Here is a 21,374-nt window from a genome sequence, read left to right as displayed (position 1 = left end):
TTAAATGAACCTAGACTTCAAGAAGCTATTTCCGCATGCTATTGCCATTCTTTTATTTATAATTGCTTCCCTGATCTACTTTTCTCCTGTTTTACAGGGAAAGAAGATCTTTCAGAGTGATATTGCGCAGTATACCGGTATGGCCAAAGAGCAGAACGATTATCGCAAGGCCACCGGAGAAGAACCTTACTGGACAAACAGTGCGTTTGGAGGCATGCCAACCTATCAGTTAGGGGCTAATTACCCTCATAATTACGTAAAAAAAGTAGACAGGCTCATCCGGTTTTTACCCAGGCCTGCAGATTACCTCTTTTTGTATTTTATCGGGTTCTATGCCCTGCTTCTTGTTTTAAAAATAGATTATAAGTATGCTATTCTTGGGTCGCTGGCCTTTGGCCTTTCCACCTACCTGGTCATTATTCTGGGAGTAGGACATAATGCCAAGGCGCATGCTATCGGTTATTTTCCGTTGGTTTTGGCGGGGATCCTCCTTACTTTTCAGAGGAAATACCTCTATGGTTTCCTGCTTACGGCTTTTGCCATGGCATTGGAGATAGGGGCGAATCACTTTCAGATGACCTATTACCTTATGTTACTTGTTTTGGTAATGGGTGCCGTATACCTGGTAGATTTTTATAAGAAAAAGGAATTACCACATTTTTTTAAATCGGTTGGGATCCTGGCAGCAGCTGTAGTATTATCTATAGCCGCCAATGCTTCCAACATCCTGGCTACTCAGGAATATGTAAAATGGAGTACCAGGGGACAGAGTGAACTTACGATCAATGAAGACGGAAGCCCGAAGGAAGCTACAAGCGGACTTTCCAAAGATTATATAACTCATTACAGTTACGGAATTAGCGAGTCACTCAATCTTTTTGCATCCAGGCTTTTCGGAGGTGGAAGCTTAGAAGGGTTGGATGAAAGCTCCGAAACCTATCAGTACCTGGTACAACAGGGAGTTCCGCGGGCACAGGCTAAGGAGTTTGTTGCAGATGCCCCCACTTATTGGGGAGATCAGCCCGGAGTGGAAGCTCCCGCCTATGTTGGCGCAGTGGTCATTTTCCTTTTTATTCTGGCACTCTTCCTGATAAAAAGCCCTTTAAAATGGTGGCTGTCACTGGGAGTGGTACTCTCGCTTTTGCTTTCCTGGGGAAAGAACTTTATGCCGCTAACCGATTTTATGATCGATTATTTCCCTCTTTACAGCAAGTTCCGGGCGGTTTCATCTATACAGGTGATTCTGGAACTCTGTATTCCTATCCTTGCTATTCTGGGATTATACGAACTCATAAAAGGAAAAGAAAGTGCTGAAAACAAATTAAAAGCTTTAAAACTGGCCTCAGCTACCACGCTGGGGATCATAATTGTTTTGTTTCTCTTTAAGGGAAGCTTTGATTTTCAAGGAATACGGGATGCTTCCTATCGCCAGCAATTCGGACAGATCGGACTTCCCGAACTGATGGATTTTATCGTGATAGACAGGAAATCGATGTATAATCAGGATCTGCTGAGATCCTTCCTGCTGGTGGCTATTTCTATCGGTGCTCTTTGGCTCAGCCTCAAAGGGAAGCTGAAAGAGACCTTTTTAATAGCTGTTTTTGCAGGCCTAATCGTTTTCGATCTGGGCAGCGTGGATAAGAGATATGTAAATAAAGAAGATTTTGTACAGGCCAGGGTAATGGAAAAACCTTTTCAGCAAAGTCCGATAGATACCGAGATCCTCAAAAATAAAGGATATTACAGGGTTTTTGACCCTGCAGTTGGGCTGAATGGTGCTAGAACTTCCTATTTCCATAAATCTATCGGAGGTTACCACGCGGCTAAACCCAGGCGGATGGAAGAGTTATTCTACCATCAGATAGCTAAAAACAATGTAGGCGTCCTTAATATGCTGAATGTAAAATACATTATCCAGCGAAATGAGCAGGGACAGGCCTATCCTGCTACAAACCCCTTTGCCAATGGTAATGCCTGGTTTGTCGATAGCCTTGAGGTAGTCAGTTCGGCCGATGAAGAAATTAAGGCTCTGACCGATCTGGATGGGAAAACAAAGGCTGTGATCAACAGGAATGATGCACCCGAGGCCGTATGGTCTAAGAGTTTCGAGAAAGATTCTACAGCGGTCATCAACCTGACTTCCTATCAACCGAATCAACTGAAATACGAATCTTCCTCAGAGAAAGATCAGTTTGCCGTATTCTCCGATATGCATTACCCGCATGGATGGAATGCCTATATAGACGGGAATAAGGTTCCTCATTACAGGGTAGATTATGTGCTCAGGGCGATGGAGATCCCGGCGGGAAAACATGAGATCGAATTTAAGTTCGAACCTACCGTGGTGAAAAAAGGAAGTCTGATCACCCTGGGAAGCTCACTTGTATTTCTGATCTTACTGGCCGGAGGCCTGTATCTTGAATGGAAGAAAAAAGGGAAACTCCCTGCTGCCGATGAGTAATCAGAGGCTTTGATCCAATAAAAAACAAATTCGTGAAAAAAACGTTGATCATAACGTATTATTGGCCACCTGCCGGAGGGCCCGGAGTACAGCGATGGTTGAAGTTTGTTAAATACCTGAGAGATTTTGAGGTAGATCCTGTTGTTTATATCCCTGAAAATCCGGATTATCCTTTTAAAGATGAAAGCTTCCTTGGGGAAGTTCCTGAAGATATTACAGTATTAAGACATCCGATCTTTGAACCTTATGCACTTGCATCGGTCTTTTCTAAAAAGAAATCGCAGCAACTGAGCTCGGGGATCATCAGCGAAAAAAAACAATCCTTTACCGAGCGGCTTTTATTATGGATACGGGGAAACTTCTTCATCCCGGATGCAAGGAAGTTCTGGGTTAAACCCTCAGTACGCTTTTTAAGCACCTATCTGAAAGAAAACAATATAGATACCATTATCACCACAGGGCCGCCTCACAGTGTACATCTGATAGGGATGCAACTGAAAGAGAAATGCGGAGTACGATGGATCAGTGATTTCAGGGATCCGTGGACCACTATAGGCTATCACAAAAGGCTTAAGCTCACCGGATCTTCCAGAAGGAAGCATAAACAGTTGGAAAGAGAAGTGCTTAGAAACTCAGATCAGATCGTGGTAACCAGTAAAACCACTAAAAAGGAGTTTGAAGCCATCACTCAGCAACCCATAGAAGTGATCACCAACGGTTATGACCGTCATGGAGGTCGTGCCACAGAACCTGATAAATTATTTAGTTTATCTCATATCGGCTCTCTCCTGTCGGGAAGAAATCCGGAGATCCTCTGGCAAAGTCTCTCCGAATTAACCAGGGAGCGGGAGGATTTTAAAAAGGACCTGGAATTAAAGCTCGCAGGAGTGGTAAGCGAGGATATTTTAAAAAGCATAGAAGCACAGGGCTTAAAGCCTTATCTTAATATGCCGGGATATCTCTCTCATGAAGATGCACTGAAAATGCAAAGATCGGCCCGTTTACTGTTACTTATAGAGATAAACAGTAAAGAGACCGAATGCATTATTCCCGGGAAACTATTCGAATATATGGTTGCCGGGAGGCCTATTCTTGCAATAGGCCCCGAGAATTGGGATGTACGGGATATATTGAAGGACACCAATACGGGAGTGTCTTTTTCCTATGAGCAAAAAACAGAATTAAAAGAAAAGATAGTATCTTGTTACGAAGATTATAAAAGGGGAGCTCTGGAATCGCACCCTATCGGCTTGCAGCAGTACAGCAGAAAGTCGCTTACACAAAAGCTGGCGTCTATAATTCATAAGGGATCTTAAATGGGAATCATTGTAAACCAGTCGTTAAAGAATACTTTTTTTACCTATCTCGGATTTGCTTTTGGCGCGATCAATGCCCTTTTCCTTTATACAAATTTTCTAACCGAAGAATATTACGGCCTGGTTACCTATCTGTTGTCGGCAGCCAATATTGTTATGCCTTTACTCACTTTTGGGGTGCATAACAGCTTTATCAAATTTTTTTCGACCTATAAGGAAGGGAAGGAACAACAGGGCTTTGTGAGTTTTATGCTGTTGTTGCCGCTGGCTATTATTATTCCTGTTGGATTGATAGGAATCCTGTTCTATTCGGGTATTACACAATGGCTGTCTAAAGAGAATACTCTGGTTGAAGGTTATGTATGGACCATCTACGCCATAGCTGCGGCCATTGCCTATTTTGAAGTCTTCTTTGCCTGGTCTAAAGTACATATGAGAACGGTTTTCGGGAATTTTTTAAAAGAAGTCTTTCACCGGGTGGTAGTCATGGTCCTTTTATTTCTGGTATATCTGGGATATATGGATGCCAACCAGTTTATCCTGGCTACAGTAGTGATGTATGCGATAAGAACTGTTCTTATGTTTCTGGTTACCCTTTCAACCAGTAAGCCCCGTTTTAAATGGGCATTACCATCAAATTCGAAAAGTATTCTGAAATATACGGCTTTGATCATTCTGGCCGGTTCTGTTGCCAATGTTTTGCTGGAGGTTGATAAGTTTATGATCGGACAGTACCTGATCCTGGAGAATGTAGCTTTTTACTCGGTGGCTATTTTTATAGTGATGGTTATTACGGTGCCTTCGCGTTCCATGCACCAGATCACCTATCCGATCACGGCCAAGCTGATGAATGAACGGAAGATGAAGGAACTGGGAGAACTGTATAAAAAGAGTTCGCTTACTCTTTTTATTATTGGAGGAGCTATTTTTCTTCTTATCGCTCTTAATATTGGAGAGTTGTATAAGATCGTCCCTGCGGAATATGGAGGAAAAGAAGCGATAATGGTGGTTTTCCTGGTGGGTCTGGCAAAACTGTCGGATACCCTGCTGGGGAATAATAATTCCATTATTTTTAATTCCGATTATTACCGTATGATGCTGCTTTTCGGAGTATTACTGGCTGTATTAACAGTGATCCTGAATATGATCTATATTCCGATCTGGGGAATAAGAGGAGCTGCATTTGCGAGTTTAATGGCTTTTCTGATCTATAACAGTCTGAAAATATGGTTTGTGTATAAAAAATTCGGAATGCATCCTTTTTCCGGAGGAAGTTTAAAGACCGCGGGGCTGTTATTACTTGTTTTCGGGATCTTTTACTTCTGGAACTTTCCTTTTCACCCGCTTATCAATATAGGTTTAAAATCGCTGTTGATAGGAGGGAGCTATGTATTGGCGGTACATCGACTGGCGATATCGGGAGATATTTCGGCCCTGATCTCCCGCTTTATAAAATAGGAAAAACCCGCAGTCTAAAGTTCGACTAACGGGTTTTCTAAAACTAACCAACCAAAAATCTTAATTTCTTCCTCTGCGATCTGATGATCTTCTGCTTCCGGAGTTATTTTTTTTAGTAGAACGACTTCTGGAAGAACTTACCTGTCTTTTAGATGAAGACGGTTTTCTTACCTGCGATCTGCTTCTGCTGTTACTGTTTCTTTTTACTTCCGACTTTCTGCTTACGCTTCTCTGTTGCGTTCTCGTGCTATTTGAATTTCTTCTGGCCGTTGTTGTTCTTCGTTGAACTGAATTATTGCCGGAATTTTTTCTAGTCGTTGTCGTTCTTCGTTGAATATTACCATTGTCATTTCGTCTTGTGGTAGTGGTTCTACGCTGAACATTTCCGTTAGAAGGGTTTCTTCTGGTCGTTGTTGTTCTTCGCTGAACATTCCCGTTGTTATTATTTCTTCTTGTAGTGGTTGTTCTTCGCTGAACATTCCCATTATTGTTATTTCTTCTGGTAGTCGTGGTCCTGCGCTGTACATTTCCGTTATCGGTGTTCCTTCTACTCGTGGTAGTTCTTCTCTCCACTCTGCCGTTCCTTCCGGTAATGGCATCATTCCTTCTAACACCTCTGCGGTTATCTGCATAGTCCCTGTTACTACTTCCTCTTCTGGAATTCACATAACCGTAATCTTTTCGGGTTACACGTCTGTCATTTCTATAGATAGACCTTCTTCTGTTATTATCTCTGTATCTGTACTCTCTTCCAACATTTACATATCTCACTCTCTTATTATACCTGTAAGGTCTGTAATAAGTATATCGTACCGGAGCGTAATACCTTCTGTAAGGACGGTAGTCAATAATACAAAAATCTCTGTAAGGTCTTCTGAAGTATCTATAATAGGGTCTGTATACAAAGCGTCTGTTATAGATGTTTATATATCCTGTATAGTGACTGTATACGCCGTATCTGTTATAGTGAACGTAGAGCCCACCCACACGGATCAATCTTCCGGCATTATAGTAGATATTTACAGATCCGATTCGTGAAACTCTTCCGTAGTAATCGTAGAAGATAGGAACATTCTCAATCTGGATCACGGCTCCGTAATCGTCATACTGCACAAAGGCATCGTAATTATATCCGGAGTTAAAACTGATGTTTACAGCTCCCAGATCTACGTTCGCACCAATAAAAGGTCCCCCGTCAGCATAAAAATCAAATTGACCGTCCGGAAAGACAGAGAAGGTAACTCCACCTTCAACGAAGATAAAAGAATCCCCATAGTCGTAGCGGTAACGGTCTGCGTCTGCAGCACTCAGGGAGTAACTGCTAAAGACGACTGCTGTGAAGAGTAATAATAGTTTTCTCATAACTGTGGTTTTAATGTTTATTAAACTTTATTGGTTGGAACTGCTTTATAAGAATCAAACAGCGTGCCAAAAACCGGAAGAGAGATTTTGATCTATATGATTTTTGTTATTATTTAATTGATAATCAGTTAATTATGATTAAATGTTAAAAAGAGAAGATTGCCGATGTATTAAAATAGTCTAAGATTACGATTTTGATGAGGGGAGGAAAAGTTGAATGACTTCACACTTATTTTTAGGTGTTAAAATTTTGAAATTACATGAAACATTATTTTTTCATGAAATAATTAAACTGCTGATATACAGTACCTTATTTTTCTTTTGATGAAAGAAAATATCGATGCGTGAAAAAAGAAATAAACAGTCTTATTAATTTCTAATTTAATGCCTCAATTAACATATGATCACTTTTAGCGCAGATGTTTATTTGTGAATTATTTAAGGTTGTTTGGTGATCATAATCAGGCGGAACTTTCTAAGATATCCCGACTCATCGAAATCCACTAAACAAATATGTAAAGATCGTGTTATACCACATCTGCTGCATATTGGTTCTCGAAGTTGAATTAGCTAAAACATATCTTATTTGGAATTCCGCCTTTTTTATTCATATGGAAATTATCTTGTGTTAATATGATTGAAAAACTGACTATTCCAGAGGAAACGGTAGTTCGCAGGATTTACCATGTCAGAAATCAAAAAGTAATGTTGGATAGCGATCTGGCAGAACTCTATCAGGTAGCTACCAAAAGACTTAATGAACAAGTAAAAAGGAATGCAGATCGCTTTCCATCTGATTTCATGTTCCGGTTAACCAAGGAAGAGTGGACAAGCTTGAAGTCGCAATACGCGACTTCAAGTTGGGGCGGGCGAAGAAGCGAACCCTATGCTTTTACCGAACATGGGGTATTAATGTTATCCGGTATACTGAATAGCGAACGGGCTATTGCAGTTAATATACAGATCATGAGAATTTTTGTCAGGTTGCGTAAGATGTTAGTTGATAACAAAAGCCTTAAAATGGAGATCGAACGTATAAAAAATAAAATCTCCAAACAAAACAAAAATATTGAGCTGATTTTTGATTGCCTTGACAAACTTATTCTTAAAACGGAAAACTCCAGGGCTCGTCCTAAAATTGGCTATAGGAAAAGATAATTTATAGATATAAGTGCGTTTATACAAGAATATTCCCGGTTCAAAAAGCAATGGTAAACTAAATGATACTTAAAACCTAATAGCCAATTCTAAAATAATAACACAAAAACACCCCTGCCGAAAGCAGGGGTGTAAAACTAACCAACTAAAAAATTTAAAATGAACCTTAGATAAGGTCAATTAATCATCGTAACGATGTCCTTTTTTGTACCTTTTACGTTTCTTATTTTTATAGTAATAAGGATCTTTTTTATAGTAATAATCATCTCTGTAATCATCCCAGTACTCATAACCACATTCCTCACTTACATAACCGCTGGTATCTACAATTCTTCCCCATCTGTCATAGTGGATATAGAGTCCACCGATATTTGAAGCCAAACCTCTTCGGTTATAACCGATATATACGGTACCTGCTCTTTTAATCCTTCCTCGTCTGTCGTAGTTAATGAATACATTACCTATTCGGTGTACTCTCCCGTAATAATCGTACTCAACACGAACACCTCTGTGTCTTCTCTTGGGAGATCTGTAATGAACTCTTGTTCCTGAAGTACCGATACTTACATTAAGATTAGTTCTTCCTCTGTAATAGGCTACTCCTGAAGTGTTGTAATCGAATTCACCATTTGGGAAAACAAAGAATTCAACACCACGCTCCACAAACTTAATAGGCTTTGTATAACGATAGCGTTTGGTTAACCCTTTAGTTTTTCCGTGTTTTACAGGAACGACTCCTCCTGCTAATGCAATTGTACTAACTAATAGTAAACTTGTTGTTAAAAGTAAAACTCTTTTCATAGTGCATAAATTTTGGGTTACGCCTACTCTTTAGCTTTTCGGCTTACGCTATTTACCTCTCATAAACCAAACAGCGTGCCAAAAAATATGAAAAGAATCTAACTTATTTTATATCAGTTTGTTACAATGATTCAAGTACGGCGATGATCTTTGAAGGCTCTGCTCTCTTCGTGTAATCTTCATGGGTAAAACTGTAAATGATCTTCCTGTCTTTATCAATTACATAGGTAGCAGGCATTGGTAATTCGTAATCGTCATTCCCGTTATAATCGTCTACATGAAGACCGAACTCGTGATAGAGTTTCTGTAATTCATCAGGCATTCTGAATACCAGACCGAAATCTTTAGCGGTCTTATTGTTAACATCACTCAGTACTTCAAAACTCAATTCGTTTTTTTCCTGGGTAGACAGGGATTTATCCGGCTGTTCCGGGGAAATGGCAATAAGCTGTGCCCCGTTTTTCTTGATCTGTGGCAATACACTTTGAAGCGCTTTTAATTCTATATTACAATAGGGACACCATCCACCGCGATAGAAAGAAACCACGGCTATTTTTTCTTTTAATACTTCCGATAGGGACACTTGCTTTCCGGTGGCATTGGACAGCCTGAAATCAGGTGCTGTATCTCCTTCACCCAATGCGCTTCTGGATATTTCTTTGGCTAAAAGTTCATTAGTGGCATTTTCCATTATTACCCTTTTTTCTGCCGGAATAGCTTTTTTGGAAGCGGTAAGACGTGCTTCCAACTGATCTTTTAAACTCATAGTATAATTTTTTACTTGTTTTATTAGAATATTAGGCGTTCTCAGTCTTAATGCTTTACAAGTTTTACTATTAAATTTTTGTTATTCTTTAAACTTCTTCCGGCCAGGATTAGTTTGGCAAATGTTAAATTTTTTATATTTTTAATTTCCTTAACTGATCAGAGCCTTGGAAGAACAGCAGACCATTTGCCAGAATTGTGAATCCCCCATGGAGGGTTCTTTTTCGTATTGCCCTAATTGTGGCCAGAAAACAGTTGAAGACCTGACATTCGGGGTCCTGTTTAACAACACGATCAGTAACTATTTCTCTTATGATGCCCGTTTTTTAAAGAGCTTTGTTCCCCTGGTGTTCAAACCGGGCTTTATTGCCAGGCAATTTGTAAACGGAAAGCGACTCAAATACCTGCATCCGGCGCAGTACTATTTATTTGTTTCGGTGGTATTCTTCTTTTTGTTCTCTATCAGTACAAGAAGCGGACAGGAGAATGTAGATAAGATGTTGCAAAAGGGCATGGAGAGCGGCCGTGCTTTTGCTGCCGATTCCCTGAGTGCAGTTAAAGTAGTAGATTCGCTGGCCCTGGCAAAATCGATGGAAATATTAGAAAATCCCAATCTGAATATTCCGAAAGAAGATCTGGAGGTGCTGGATTCCTTAAAAAGATCGAGAACAGTAAATGCCAGCCTTAGCGATATTGAAGGGAATAGCCTTAATACGAGAAAACTGGACTCGCTTATTGCCGCAGGAGCTACCAAGAAAGAAAAACTGGCTGTCTTTGGAGTGACCGATAGCACAGGCGTTTTTGCACGAACGATGGCTACTCAGGGATTAAAATTATATGAGAGCAGCGGGCAGGGGATCCTGGCGGCTTTTTACGATACCATTCCCATTTCTATGTTCTTCCTTATTCCGATCTTTGCACTTATTCTCAAGTTATTGTACTACAGGAGGAGCCGTTTTGCACATAGTATGGTGTTTAGTTTTTACTTTTTCACCTTCCTTTTTATTGTACTCAGCCTGATCTTACTGGTTAATTTTGTTGTAGATATCCCGGATTGGATCGACTGGCTGGTCGCACTCTCCACGATATTCTACCTCCTCATAAGCCTCAAACGGTTCTATGGCCAGGGGTATTTTATAACCATTATAAAACTGTGGATACTTTCTTTTACCTATCTGATGTTTGTCCTGCCTTTCTCTTTCGGAGTTATGGTACTGGCAACCTTCTTATTGTATTAAAGCTTTTCCTTTAAATACTGTGCAGTAAAGGATTCTTTATTCTGAATGACTTCTTCCGGAGTCCCTTCAGCCACCAGTGTGCCTCCGTTCTCACCTCCGTGCGGACCCAGGTCTACAATATAATCGGCGCATTTGATCAGTTCTATATTGTGTTCTATCACAATAATGGAATGTCCTTTTTCTATCAATGCATTAAAAGAGGTCAGCAATTTTTGTATATCGTGAAAATGAAGCCCTGTGGTAGGCTCATCAAAAATAAACAAGGCTTTTTCCTTGGTTTTTCCTTTAATCAGAAAGGAAGCCAGTTTTATACGCTGCGCTTCACCTCCGGAAAGGGTAGAGGAAGACTGACCTAAAGTCACATAACCGAGACCTACGTCCTGCAGGGCTTTGATCTTGTTTATTATCTTGTTTTGCTTGTGCTGACCGAAGAAATCGATGGCCTCATCTATGGTGAGGTTTAAAATATCATCTATATTCTTATCTTCAAATTTCACCTCCAGTACATCCTTTTTAAAGCGTTTCCCTCCACAGGTCTCACACTGAAGGTGTACATCGGCCATAAACTGCATTTCTATAGTTACTTCGCCTTCACCTTTACAGGTTTCACATCGCCCTCCATCAACATTGAAAGAGAAATGTTTGGCCTGATACCCTCTTATTTTAGATAATTTCTGAGAAGCAAACAGGCTTCTGATATCATCATAAGCCTTGATATAGGTAACAGGATTGGAACGGGAAGAGCGACCAATAGGGTTCTGATCTACAAATTCTACCGTACCAACGCCATCGTATTTCCCTTCAATAGAAGTAAACTGCCCGGCTTTTTCTCCATAACCTCCTGTTTCTTTCAGGATTGCCGGATAAAGGATCTTTTTAATTAGGGTACTTTTTCCACTTCCTGATACTCCGGTTACAACCGTAAGCATATTTAGAGGGAAGGTTACATCTATATTCTTCAGATTGTTCTCTCTGGCTCCCAGGATACGGATATGACTCCTTGAAGTACGGCGGTTTTCAGGGACTTTGATCTCCATTTTTCCGCTCAGGTAACCAGCCGTAAGGGTTTCATTGCTTAAAATGGTATCGAAATCGCCGGTAGCTACCACATGACCTCCATTTATTCCTGCTTCGGGCCCTATATCGATAATTTCATCCGCAGCCCTCATAATATCCTCATCATGCTCTACAACAATTACCGTATTCCCTAGATCTCTAAGCGATTTCAGAACGGTTATCAGTTTCTCTGTATCCTTCGGATGCAGACCAATACTGGGTTCATCGAGGATATACATAGACCCTACCAGACTGCTCCCAAGAGAAGTAGCCAGGTTAATACGTTGGGATTCCCCTCCCGAAAGTGTATTCGATTTACGGTTCAGGGTGAGGTATTCCAGTCCCACATTCGAAAGGAACATCAATCTGTTGTTGATCTCCTTTAGCAGGCGGGAAGCAATTTTCTGATCGTATTTATTAAAACTGAGATCTTTAAAGAAATCAGCCAGTTTATTTAATGGCATTTCCACCAGATCGGTAATGGTCTTTCCGCCAATTTTCACATAATTAGCTTCCGGACGGAGGCGCTTGCCTTTACACTCGATACAACGGGTCTTCCCTCTGTATCTGGAAAGCATTACCCGATTCTGTATTTTATAACTTTTCTCTTCCAGGAAGGAAAAGAAGTCGTTCAGACCTTCAAAATGCTCATTTCCATCCCATACCAGTTGTTTTTGTTCCTCGCTGAGTTCAAACCACGGTTTGTGGATGGGGAAGTCAAATTTATAGGCATTGTTTACCAGCTGATCCCTGTACCAGCTCATGCTTTCACCTCTCCATGGGAAAACGGCATTCTCATAAACCGACAGGGCCGTATTCGGGATTACCAGATTTTCATCGATCCCGATCACATCTCCGTAACCTTCACATTTAGAACAGGCACCGAAGGGGTTATTAAAACTGAACAGGTGTACATTGGGCTCCGGGAACTGCATCCCGTCTAATTCGAACCTGTTACTGAATTCCGTTTGCTTACCCGAATCCACTTCTTCAATGATACAGCCTCCTTTTCCTTCGAAGAATGCGGTATCTGCGGCATCGGCCAGTCGATTCTGAAAATCTTCATCCTTTTGTACCACGATACGATCTACTACCAGGAAAAAATCGTGATCGATCTCTTCGGTTATTTCGTCAATACGCAGGACTTCGCCTTTATATTTAATACGGGCGTATCCCTGTTGTGCAAGGATCTTAAGTGTCTGAAGGGTATCTCGCTCCTCAGGAACATGAACCGGCGATAATAAAAGCAGTTTTGAGCGTTCCGGAAAAGAGATGACAAAATCTATAATATCGGAAACCGTGTGTTTTTTTACTTCCTTACCCGAAACAGGGGAGTAGGTCTTCCCGATCCTGGCATATAACAATTTAAGGTAATCGTATATTTCTGTGGTGGTACCTACGGTAGATCTCGGATTGGTGGAGTTCACCTTTTGCTCAATAGCAATTGCCGGAGCAATACCTTTTATATAATCTACCTTGGGTTTGTCCAATCGCCCTAAAAACTGACGTGCATAGGAAGACAGGCTTTCCACATAGCGCCTTTGCCCCTCGGCATAGAGCGTATCGAAGGCGAGGCTGGATTTCCCGGAGCCCGAAAGCCCGGTAATAACCACTAATTTATTTCTCGGGATGCAAACATCTATATTTTTAAGGTTATGAAGTTTGGCCCCTTTTATAAGTATATTTTCCTTAGGATCTAGAAGTGAAATATCGTTCATAGCAGTAAACAAAAGCCAAAGATACTAATCTGATTCCGTCCTGTAAAATGATGGCTTAAAAAGATTTATAGTTAAAAAAAACAAAAAAAAATTTGCATTTTCGGTTGCAATCACCTTATATTTGGAATCCTTATAGGAACCAAAACTATTTGCTTATACAATAAAATTACTTTTTAGTCAACCAAATTTTATTTAACATCATTCGCCAGAATGGTGTTGCCAGTTTAACCTAAAAAGTAATTGTATGGAGCAACTTCATCAAGATTCGACCTTATTAGAATGGTATCTAGCAGGAGATGAGAATGCATTGGAAACTCTCATCAACCGACACTCGCAACGAATTTACAGTTTTATTTTTTCTAAAGTTTTTGACAAAGATGTAGCTGAAGACATTTTTCAGGACACTTTTATCAAGGTAATTAAGACCTTAAAAAGAGGCTCTTATAACGAGGAGGGTAAATTTTTACCCTGGGTTATGAGAATCGCCCACAACCTTGTGATCGATCATTTCAGAAAGAACAACAGAATGCCCAAGTTCGAAGGAAATGACGATTTTAATATCTTTTCTCTTATTGGGGATTCGTCCTTAAACGCTGAAAAACAAATCATTAAAGATCAGGTGGAGACCGACCTGAGAAAACTGATCGAAGAATTGCCCACCGATCAGAAAGAGGTGTTGATCATGCGTATGTATAAGGATATGAGCTTTAAAGAAATATCGGAGATCACAGGCGTTAGTATTAATACTGCTTTAGGTAGAATGCGCTATGCGATCATTAACCTGAGAAAAATAATCAACAAGCACAATATCGTTTTAACCAACTAATACAAACTAATACAATAAAGTAAGTTTTGCCCCGTTATTATTTTATAATAATCTAAAAATCACATATGGCAAAACTTTACTCTAGGTATTCATCAGAGATGAAAAACTTAAAACCCCGAAAAGAAACTATAGAATTTTTATTAAATTATTCTAAAGCTTTAAGTGTTATTAATTATAAGAAAATGAAGTTTGAAATGCTTCTAAACTAAACTTTGTTGAAGGCTCGTTTTTAACGAGCCTTTTTTGTTTTTGCACGGTATTCGTCCAATACGCTTTTCCTTCCGATAGTTTTTGTAATGATATCCTTTTCCAGGTCCCATCCGCGGGCCGGAGAATATTCTCTTCCGTACCAAATGATCTGAAGGTGCAGATTATTCCATTTTTCCTCCGGAAAGAGGCGCTTGGCATCTTTTTCGGTCTGAACAACGTTCTTTCCGTTAGAGAAACCCCATCGATACATTAAACGGTGTATGTGTGTATCTACCGGAAAGGCAGGTACGCCAAAAGCCTGCGACATAACCACACTGGCTGTTTTGTGCCCTACGGCCGGCAAGGATTCCAAAGCCTCAAAACTCTGAGGCACCTCTCCGTTGTATTTATCGATCAGAATATGGGATAGCTCATAGATCCCTTTGGATTTCATGGGGGAAAGCCCCACGGGTTTTATGATCTCCCTGATCTCTTCCTGAGATAATTTGATCATCCGATAAGGATTATCGGCTTTTTCGAAGAGCAGGGGAGTGATCTGATTTACTCTTACATCGGTACTCTGGGCAGAGAGCAATACTGCTATTAAGAGGGTGTAAGGGTCTTTATGATCTAGTGGAATGGGTATTTTCGGATAAATTTTTTCGAGGGTGTTGATAGTAAATTCTACTTTTTCAGCTTTGGTCATTTTTCTTTATTTTTAGGCAAAAATAATCAAATTAAAAATTGACTATGAATACACTTCAGGCAGGTGATAAAGTACCTGAGTTTACAGTTAAGGATCAGGACGGAAACGATATCTCATTATCAGACTATAAAGGAAAGAAACTGGTGGTTTTTTTCTATCCCAGGGCAAGCACTCCGGGATGTACGGATGAGGCCTGTAACTTAAGGGATAACTATTCCGAACTTCAGGCTGCGGGCTATGAATTACTGGGAGTAAGTGCAGATACCCAGCGCAAACAGACCAATTTCAGGAATAAATACGATTTTCCTTTTCCGCTGCTGGCAGATACCGAAAAAGAAGTGATCGATGCTTTTGGTGTATGGGGACCGAAAAAATTTATGGGAAGAGAATTCGACGGAATTCACAGAAAGACCTTTATTATAGATGAAAGCGGAACGGTAGAACGGGTTATCGATAAAGTAAAGACCAAGGATCACGCAGCACAGATCCTCTAAATATAAAACCCTGACATTTATCGTCAGGGTTGTTTTTTATTATACCACTTCTTTTTGTTTAAACCCTTCCGTCTTTAACTGCGTTAAAGCCACCTTCCCTTAACAAGGGAAGGAATTTTTTAAGCCTGGTAATATTGGAACTTTCCTTTTGTCACCCTGAGCGCAGTCGAAGGGAAAGGCGGGGTGGTTTTTTATCCCCCTCTTGTTTTCTCCCCTCCAGGGGAGAACAAAATTTGTCAATTCGAGTGATCCCAAAAGGATTGTATCGAGAATCAAATTTTGTGTTTACCTATGTTCAACTGTTCTCGATACTTTTTCCTGCGGAAAAAACTCGAACTGACATTTTTCTCATCCCGATAGCTATCGGGACTTAATACTTTGTACTCAATACTCATTACTAACCACCAAATTCCAAACTCCAAGCACCAAAATTCAACATTTCCAATCATACTTCTCGACTGCGCTCGAAGTGACATTTTTCTCATCCCGATAGCTATCGGGACTCAATACTTTGTACTCAATACTCATCGCTAACCACTAACAACTAACAACCACCAACGTGCTCTGAAGCTTCAGCGTAGGAGCAACAACCAAACCAGCCTTCCATAAAACAAAAAGACCCCAGCAAATAAGGCTTTGCTGAGATCTGTTTTTTATGAATTTGATCCTGTAAAACCGTAAAGGTTATTTAAGATCAATTGAATATGGTTCTATTTTTTCTTCTGCAGGGCTGCCCGTCTTCTGGAATATCCAAATAATCGATGCTCCTTAATAAGTTCCGCAATCCCTTTTGGTAACATCTCTTCCCAACCGTCTTCCTGATTGGCGATCATAGAAAGCACCTTTCTGGAGAAGATATTAAGGATCTTATCGTTGTATTCCTGAATATCGACGATCTTCCCGTTGTATTTAAAGAACTTGTACAATTCTTTCATACGCGGATGAACCTTCAGGTTGTCGCTGTTCATCACTTCCTTGGTTTCCTGATCTACAAACGGATACAGGTAGATCTTCAGGTCTCTGAAGAACAACTTACCAAAGGCCTCGAGGATCCCTCCACTGAGGTTGCGATAGTATTTCTCATCAAAAATGTCGATAAGGTTGGTAACTCCCATGGCAATAGCCATCCTACTCTTGGTAAACCTCGAGAAGTAATCAACTACCTTATAATACTCCTGGAAATTAGAGATCATTACGATCTGTCCCAGCGAGCACAGTAATTCTGCCCTGTCCAGGAAGTCCCGCTCATCTATCTTTCCTTCCGCCCGTAAATTGGAGAGGGTGATCTCAAAGACCACCTGGGTATTATCTTTTTCTACCCGGTTTTCGTTTACGAACATTTCGTAAGACTTCTCGAGCATATCCATATTAACCTTGGTAACAGGCCTGAAACTACCTCTCAATGCAAGAAGGTTCTTTTTATAAAGTACCTGTGCCGGTAATACGTTAAAGCCGTCAGAACCGAACATTACCGCATCGGTCATTCCGTTCTTAACCAGTTGTAAACTCATCAGGCGGTTATCTACATACATAAAGCGGGGTCCGGAGAAATTGATCATATCAATCTCGATCTGGTACCTGTCTAAATGATGATAAAGCGATTTCAGGAGCTCCTTCGGCTGATCGTACATATAGAAAGCCCCGTAGATAAGGTTAACCCCCAGGATCCCCAGGGTTTCCTGCTGGGACTGGGCATCGGTCTGATGAAACCGAATATGAAGGATAATTTCATTATAATCTTCCAAAGAATCCAGTTGGTAACGGATACCAACCCATCCATGGCCTTTAAATTTTTTGGCAAAGTCTATTGTAGCTACGGTATTGGCGTAACTAAAAAAGAGTTTGTCCGGATGTTTCTTCCTGCTCAGTCGGTCTTCGATCAGTTCTACCTCATGGCGAAGCATCCTTTTTAAGCGCGATTCTGTTACATATCGCTGATCGTCCTCTACACCGTAAATCGCATCACTAAAATCTTTATCATAGGCAGACATAGCCTTCGCAATAGTACCCGAAGCTCCACCGGCCCTGAAAAAGTTACGAACTGTTTCCTGACCTGCGCCTATTTCTGCAAAAGTTCCGTAGATATAGTCATTAAGATTAATGCGTAGTGTTTTTCTCCTTATGGAGGGGATATTTTCAATTTCTTTATCCCCTTTCAGTGTGACACTCATTATGATAGGAATTTAGAGTTTAAAGCCGTTAACAAAAGTACTAAATCCGAATGGTAAACAAAAAATAAGATTTATTTTTGTTAAAATTATTATCGCATTTGAAAGTTACTTTTTTAGGCACGGGAACCTCTCAGGGAATCCCGATTATCGGTAGTACACATCCGGTTTGTCTCAGTGAGGATTCACGGGACAAGCGTCTCAGGGTTTCCATTCTTGTAGAGTGGGGGACCCATACTTATGTGGTTGACTGTGGTCCTGATTTCCGCCAGCAAATGCTCAGTAATAATGTGGAAAAGATAGACGGAATACTGTTTACCCACGAGCATGCCGACCATACCGCCGGATTAGATGATATCCGTCCCTTTTTCTTCAGACAGGGTGATATTCCGGTATATGCACATAAAAGGGTATTAGAAGGGCTTAAAAGGCGTTTCGACTATATTTTTGATAATGAGAACAAATATCCCGGAGCACCTTCCGTGCAGACATACGAGATCAAAAACAACAGCCCGCTTAGACTGGGAGGGATAGATATCATTCCCGTTAATGTGTTGCATAACCAACTTCAGGTCTTTGGATTCCGCTTTGGCGACTTTGCTTACCTCACAGATGTGAAACGGGTAGAGGAGGAAGAGATAAAGAAGTTACAAGGGCTCAAGGCATTGGTGGTTAACGCTCTGCGTATAGACCCGCACCCTTCTCATTTTAACCTGGAGGAGGCTCTGGCCTTTATTGAAAGGATACAGCCAGAAAGAGCTTACCTTACCCATATAAGTCATTTACTGGGTTTTCATGCCGAAGTAGAAAAAACTTTGCCCGAAAATGTATTCCTCGCATATGATAATCTGGTAATTGACGTTTAACTGAATAGAAATTTTATACTCATGAAGAGCAGGATCTTTTTATACCTATTTATTTTTACCTTACTTTTTGTTCTCTTTCAATATGTGAACAGCAAGAATTATTTTAAGACGACCGAAGCCAAAATAGGAAAACTGGAAAAGGATATGGCCAGTCAGAAGGATTCTATTCAGGATCTGATCTTCGACAATCTGGATCTTCAGTATTTTGCCCTTGAGGGGAATGACGATGCTCTTGTGTATTATGACAACCTCGGTATTCAGGACCTGCCGCTTTATATTTCAGACCGATTGCTGGAAACCAATGAGCAAGGGGGAGATAACCCTCTGGTACCTTATGCGGCTATGACCGATGGCGGAGCAATGAAGATCAATAAGATCAGGGTATTGAATCACAAATGGATCATTGCCGATTTTAGTGACGGGAAATTCTGGGGAGAATTGTTTATCACCTATGAAATTAAAGAAGACAGGAGTGTTACCTTCGAAGTAAAGGAGCACTTACTCTACGGAAGAAGTGGCTTCTAAGATCTAGTCCAGACGCTCTTCCAGCCACTTTTTAAAGGCATAGAAATTCTGAGGCATCACCCCGTGACCTGCCGGATACTCTTCGTAAATATGTTTTATTCCGAGTTCTTTTAGTGCAGGAGATGTATTCCTCGCCCAATCTACAGGGATCACCTGGTCTACCGACCCATGTGAGCAATAAATATCGATGGCTGAATGATCAGAATCCTTATAATTTTCTCCAAGGATATCTTTATTCAGATAACCGCTCAAGGCGATGACATTTTTTACTTTGGAAGGATAGGTGAGAGCTACCGCAAGACTTAGTATGGTACCCTGGCTGAATCCGAGCAAACTTACATTAGAAGCATCAAGCCCATAAGCTGCTATCGCCTCATCAATAAAACTTGCAATGGCATCTCTGGATGATCTTGCCTGCTCATCATCACTCCATTTCCCGTTGGTATTATCGAAATGAATTGCATACCAGGCATGGCCGAAGGGTTGCAACGGATAAGGTGCTCTGACAGAGATCACAAAAAGCGATCCGGGAAGTTCGGGAGCAAAGGAATAAAGGTCTTCTTCATTACTTCCGTAACCGTGAAACATAAAAAGCACCGGTGGTTTTTCGTTAGCTTGAAGAGGTTCTCTGATGATATGATAAAGGGAGAGGTCTTTGGTATTCATTATTTAATAAAAGTAAACCATTTTTGAAATTGTTCGCCAAGGATAGGAATAAGGTTTTTACGTAGCTGTACTGCCCCTACAAATCCGTAGATCCATAGAACGACAAAAAACAGATAGAAACCCGAAGAGATGGTCCAGCTATCAAACTGACTCACCAGTATTCCGATAGCGTAAAACCCTATATTGATCCCGAAAGCCTGCCGGATATGAAAACGGGCAAACTCGTTTTTAGGCTCCATATTCATAAACAGGGCTATGATAGTCCCGACGATGGTAATATAGCTGATAATAGCAGCCGTTTTTCCTTCTTTATAAGTTAGATTTTCCATGATTAGTCGTTTAAGATCAGCTGATCGTTTGCAATGATCCCGTAAGCTTTTCCTTTTAGCTGACGCCCCAAAAAGGCAGAGTTTTTAGAAGCGGAGAAGATATCGTCTTCAGAGAACTCGTATTCAATATCCGGGTTAAACAGGCTCAGATTGGCTTTTTCTCCTACACCGATTCCGGGTGAAGCGATACCAAATCTCTCCTGGCCTCCGGTCAAAAGGGAAACTGCAAGCTCAGTGTCTACGATCGAGTTTAAAGCTCCAAAAGCGCTTTCCAGTCCGATAGTCCCGTCCAGGGCATAATCAAACTCTACATTTTTACGCTCCACATCTATAGGATTATGATCGGAAGTTACAATATCTATGGTTCCGTCCTCAAGTCCTTTGCGGAGTGCCTGCAGATCGTTTTCAGTTCTGAGTGGCGGAAGTACTTTACAGTGAGTGTTGAATTCCTTTAGCACATTATCGCTCAGTAATAGATTGTGAATGGCTACGCTACAGGAAACATCCAAACCTTTTGCTTTAGCTTCCCGAATGAGAGATACTGATTTTGCGGTTGATATGGTGGGGATATGTAGTTTTCCACCGGTATATTCAAGGATAAAGAGGTCGCGGGCAATCTGTAATTCCTCTGCTAGGGCAGGAATACCCTTGAGTCCGAGGAAAGTTGCATTTACTTCCTCGTTAACCACTCCTTTTCCGGCGATCTGATCTTCCTGTGGAAAGGAAAATACCAGGCCGTCAAAACTCTGAACATACTGAAGGGCAATTTTAAGGAGGTTAGGATTGGAGATCGATCGTTGATAGTCACCAAAAGCAATTGCTCCGGCATTTTTCATATCGAATAGCTCTGCCAGGTCCTTTCCTTCGCTTTTAACCGTTAATGCCCCAATGGGATATAGATCTACCGCCTTGTTAAAGGCACGTGATTTTACAAAAGATATATCGGCATTCGTGTCGAGGATGGGGTGGGTGTTAGGGTTTACCGCAACAGCCGTAAAACCGCTTCTTGCCGCTACATTGAGTCCGTTTTCAATGGTCTCTCTGTCTTCGTACCCCGGTTCTCCTAAAGAAACACTACTGTCAAACCATCCGCGTGAAATATGAAGATTCTCTTTTTCAATGATCGTCCAGTCCTTTTTGGCTTCGATAGCAGTAGCTATCTCTTTTATTAATCCGTTTTCTATTAAAATATCCTGAGTCGTCTGATGAAATTTAGAATCTTTAGGATCTATTATTCTGGCCGATTTGATTAGGATGTTCATTAGTATACTA

At 40.8% G+C, this 21,374-nt stretch carries 18 protein-coding genes; 9 read left to right on the top strand and 9 right to left on the bottom strand.

Features of this window, described 5'->3' with window-relative positions; genetic code table 11:
* The first annotated feature begins 4 nt into the window (after positions 1–4).
* The 3 genes from GWK08_RS10300 to GWK08_RS10290 are packed head-to-tail and all read left to right on the top strand — an operon-like array spanning position 5 to position 5,235.
* Positions 5–2,461, top strand: coding sequence for a YfhO family protein (locus GWK08_RS10300; protein ID WP_163607014.1), 2,457 nt, complete (start codon positions 5–7; stop codon positions 2,459–2,461).
* 32 nt (positions 2,462–2,493) lie between these two features.
* Complete coding sequence (locus GWK08_RS10295) at positions 2,494–3,777, top strand: glycosyltransferase family 4 protein (RefSeq protein WP_163607012.1); 1,284 nt, start codon at positions 2,494–2,496, stop codon at positions 3,775–3,777.
* Positions 3,778–5,235, top strand: a complete 1,458-nt coding sequence (locus tag GWK08_RS10290; protein ID WP_163607010.1) for an oligosaccharide flippase family protein — start codon at positions 3,778–3,780, stop codon at positions 5,233–5,235.
* A 60-nt stretch (positions 5,236–5,295) separates the two neighbouring features.
* Here the strand turns inward: GWK08_RS10290 and GWK08_RS10285 are convergent, their stop codons facing one another.
* Entirely contained in the window at positions 5,296–6,597 is a 1,302-nt protein-coding gene (locus tag GWK08_RS10285; protein WP_204336041.1) for a hypothetical protein, read from the bottom strand.
* Between the two features lie 633 nt (positions 6,598–7,230).
* Here GWK08_RS10285 and GWK08_RS10280 point away from each other — a divergent pair.
* Positions 7,231–7,755 (top strand): ORF6N domain-containing protein, encoded by a 525-nt coding sequence (locus GWK08_RS10280; RefSeq protein WP_163607008.1) that lies wholly within the window; start codon positions 7,231–7,233, stop codon positions 7,753–7,755.
* A gap of 180 nt (positions 7,756–7,935) precedes the next feature.
* Here the strand turns inward: GWK08_RS10280 and GWK08_RS10275 are convergent, their stop codons facing one another.
* Both GWK08_RS10275 and GWK08_RS10270 read right to left on the bottom strand, forming a co-directional pair.
* Positions 7,936–8,556 (bottom strand): hypothetical protein, encoded by a 621-nt coding sequence (locus GWK08_RS10275; RefSeq protein WP_163607006.1) that lies wholly within the window; start codon positions 8,554–8,556, stop codon positions 7,936–7,938.
* A 121-nt stretch (positions 8,557–8,677) separates the two neighbouring features.
* A complete protein-coding gene (locus GWK08_RS10270) occupies positions 8,678–9,322 on the bottom strand; it encodes a peroxiredoxin-like family protein (protein ID WP_163607005.1) in 645 nt (214 codons plus the stop codon).
* Positions 9,323–9,488: 166 nt separating this feature from the next.
* On the opposite strand from GWK08_RS10270, the gene GWK08_RS10265 reads away from it, so the two are divergent.
* On the top strand, positions 9,489–10,559 hold the full coding sequence (locus GWK08_RS10265; RefSeq protein WP_163607003.1) for a DUF3667 domain-containing protein: 1,071 nt from the start codon (positions 9,489–9,491) through the stop codon (positions 10,557–10,559).
* Here the strand turns inward: GWK08_RS10265 and uvrA are convergent.
* Complete coding sequence (gene uvrA, locus GWK08_RS10260) at positions 10,556–13,333, bottom strand: excinuclease ABC subunit UvrA (RefSeq protein WP_163607002.1); 2,778 nt, start codon at positions 13,331–13,333, stop codon at positions 10,556–10,558. The two genes, GWK08_RS10265 and uvrA, sit on opposite strands and share 4 nt — an antisense overlap.
* A gap of 244 nt (positions 13,334–13,577) precedes the next feature.
* Here uvrA and GWK08_RS10255 point away from each other — a divergent pair, with 244 nt between their 5' ends.
* Complete coding sequence (locus tag GWK08_RS10255) at positions 13,578–14,159, top strand: RNA polymerase sigma factor (RefSeq protein ID WP_163607000.1); 582 nt, start codon at positions 13,578–13,580, stop codon at positions 14,157–14,159.
* Between the two features lie 229 nt (positions 14,160–14,388).
* On the opposite strand, the gene GWK08_RS10250 is transcribed toward GWK08_RS10255, so the two are convergent.
* Positions 14,389–15,054, bottom strand: coding sequence for an endonuclease III domain-containing protein (locus GWK08_RS10250; protein ID WP_163606999.1), 666 nt, complete (start codon positions 15,052–15,054; stop codon positions 14,389–14,391).
* A 44-nt stretch (positions 15,055–15,098) separates the two neighbouring features.
* On the opposite strand from GWK08_RS10250, the gene bcp reads away from it, so the two are divergent.
* Positions 15,099–15,548 (top strand): thioredoxin-dependent thiol peroxidase, encoded by a 450-nt coding sequence (gene bcp, locus GWK08_RS10245; protein WP_163606997.1) that lies wholly within the window; start codon positions 15,099–15,101, stop codon positions 15,546–15,548.
* A 710-nt stretch (positions 15,549–16,258) separates the two neighbouring features.
* On the opposite strand, the gene GWK08_RS10240 is transcribed toward bcp, so the two are convergent.
* Complete coding sequence (locus GWK08_RS10240; RefSeq protein ID WP_163606996.1) at positions 16,259–17,719, bottom strand: TonB-dependent receptor; 1,461 nt, start codon at positions 17,717–17,719, stop codon at positions 16,259–16,261.
* Between the two features lie 98 nt (positions 17,720–17,817).
* On the opposite strand from GWK08_RS10240, the gene GWK08_RS10235 reads away from it, so the two are divergent.
* Positions 17,818–18,582, top strand: coding sequence for an MBL fold metallo-hydrolase (locus tag GWK08_RS10235; protein ID WP_163606994.1), 765 nt, complete (start codon positions 17,818–17,820; stop codon positions 18,580–18,582).
* Between the two features lie 21 nt (positions 18,583–18,603).
* Positions 18,604–19,107: a hydrolase gene (locus GWK08_RS10230; protein ID WP_163606993.1), complete on the top strand. Its 504-nt coding sequence runs from the start codon at positions 18,604–18,606 to the stop codon at positions 19,105–19,107.
* Between the two features lie 3 nt (positions 19,108–19,110).
* Here GWK08_RS10230 and GWK08_RS10225 read toward each other — a convergent pair whose 3' ends face one another.
* Genes GWK08_RS10225 through GWK08_RS10215 form a run of 3 tightly spaced genes read right to left on the bottom strand, consistent with a single transcriptional unit; the run spans position 19,111 to position 21,364 of the window.
* Entirely contained in the window at positions 19,111–19,773 is a 663-nt protein-coding gene (locus GWK08_RS10225) for an alpha/beta hydrolase (RefSeq protein ID WP_163606991.1), read from the bottom strand.
* On the bottom strand, positions 19,773–20,102 hold the full coding sequence (locus tag GWK08_RS10220; RefSeq protein ID WP_163606989.1) for a DUF4870 domain-containing protein: 330 nt from the start codon (positions 20,100–20,102) through the stop codon (positions 19,773–19,775). Before GWK08_RS10220 ends, GWK08_RS10225 begins: the two co-directional genes overlap by 1 nt.
* Positions 20,103–20,104: 2 nt before the next feature.
* Positions 20,105–21,364 (bottom strand): dihydroorotase, encoded by a 1,260-nt coding sequence (locus GWK08_RS10215; protein WP_163606987.1) that lies wholly within the window; start codon positions 21,362–21,364, stop codon positions 20,105–20,107.
* Positions 21,365–21,374: the final 10 nt, after the last annotated feature.

This window comes from Leptobacterium flavescens (assembly GCF_010671605.1).
Taxonomy (GTDB): Bacteria; Bacteroidota; Bacteroidia; order Flavobacteriales; family Flavobacteriaceae; genus Leptobacterium; species Leptobacterium flavescens.
The sequence above is the reverse complement of the archived record's forward strand: the minus strand, read 5'-3'. Positions and strand labels throughout refer to the sequence as shown.

Excerpts from the sequence above, each read along its gene's own strand:
- GWK08_RS10220 (WP_163606989.1), bottom strand. The coding sequence starts at position 20,102 with ATGGAAAATCTAACTTATAAAGAAGGAAAAACGGCTGCTATTATCAGC.
- GWK08_RS10250 (WP_163606999.1), bottom strand. The coding sequence starts at position 15,054 with ATGACCAAAGCTGAAAAAGTAGAATTTACTATCAACACCCTCGAAAAA.
- GWK08_RS10300 (WP_163607014.1), top strand. The coding sequence starts at position 5 with ATGAACCTAGACTTCAAGAAGCTATTTCCGCATGCTATTGCCATTCTT.
- GWK08_RS10280 (WP_163607008.1), top strand. The coding sequence starts at position 7,231 with ATGATTGAAAAACTGACTATTCCAGAGGAAACGGTAGTTCGCAGGATT.
- GWK08_RS10225 (WP_163606991.1), bottom strand. The coding sequence starts at position 19,773 with ATGAATACCAAAGACCTCTCCCTTTATCATATCATCAGAGAACCTCTT.
- GWK08_RS10255 (WP_163607000.1), top strand. The coding sequence starts at position 13,578 with ATGGAGCAACTTCATCAAGATTCGACCTTATTAGAATGGTATCTAGCA.
- GWK08_RS10240 (WP_163606996.1), bottom strand. The coding sequence starts at position 17,719 with ATGAGTGTCACACTGAAAGGGGATAAAGAAATTGAAAATATCCCCTCC.
- GWK08_RS10290 (WP_163607010.1), top strand. The coding sequence starts at position 3,778 with ATGGGAATCATTGTAAACCAGTCGTTAAAGAATACTTTTTTTACCTAT.
- GWK08_RS10215 (WP_163606987.1), bottom strand. The coding sequence starts at position 21,364 with ATGAACATCCTAATCAAATCGGCCAGAATAATAGATCCTAAAGATTCT.
- GWK08_RS10275 (WP_163607006.1), bottom strand. The coding sequence starts at position 8,556 with ATGAAAAGAGTTTTACTTTTAACAACAAGTTTACTATTAGTTAGTACA.
- GWK08_RS10230 (WP_163606993.1), top strand. The coding sequence starts at position 18,604 with ATGAAGAGCAGGATCTTTTTATACCTATTTATTTTTACCTTACTTTTT.
- bcp (WP_163606997.1), top strand. The coding sequence starts at position 15,099 with ATGAATACACTTCAGGCAGGTGATAAAGTACCTGAGTTTACAGTTAAG.
- GWK08_RS10285 (WP_204336041.1), bottom strand. The coding sequence starts at position 6,597 with ATGAGAAAACTATTATTACTCTTCACAGCAGTCGTCTTTAGCAGTTAC.
- GWK08_RS10270 (WP_163607005.1), bottom strand. The coding sequence starts at position 9,322 with ATGAGTTTAAAAGATCAGTTGGAAGCACGTCTTACCGCTTCCAAAAAA.
- uvrA (WP_163607002.1), bottom strand. The coding sequence starts at position 13,333 with ATGAACGATATTTCACTTCTAGATCCTAAGGAAAATATACTTATAAAA.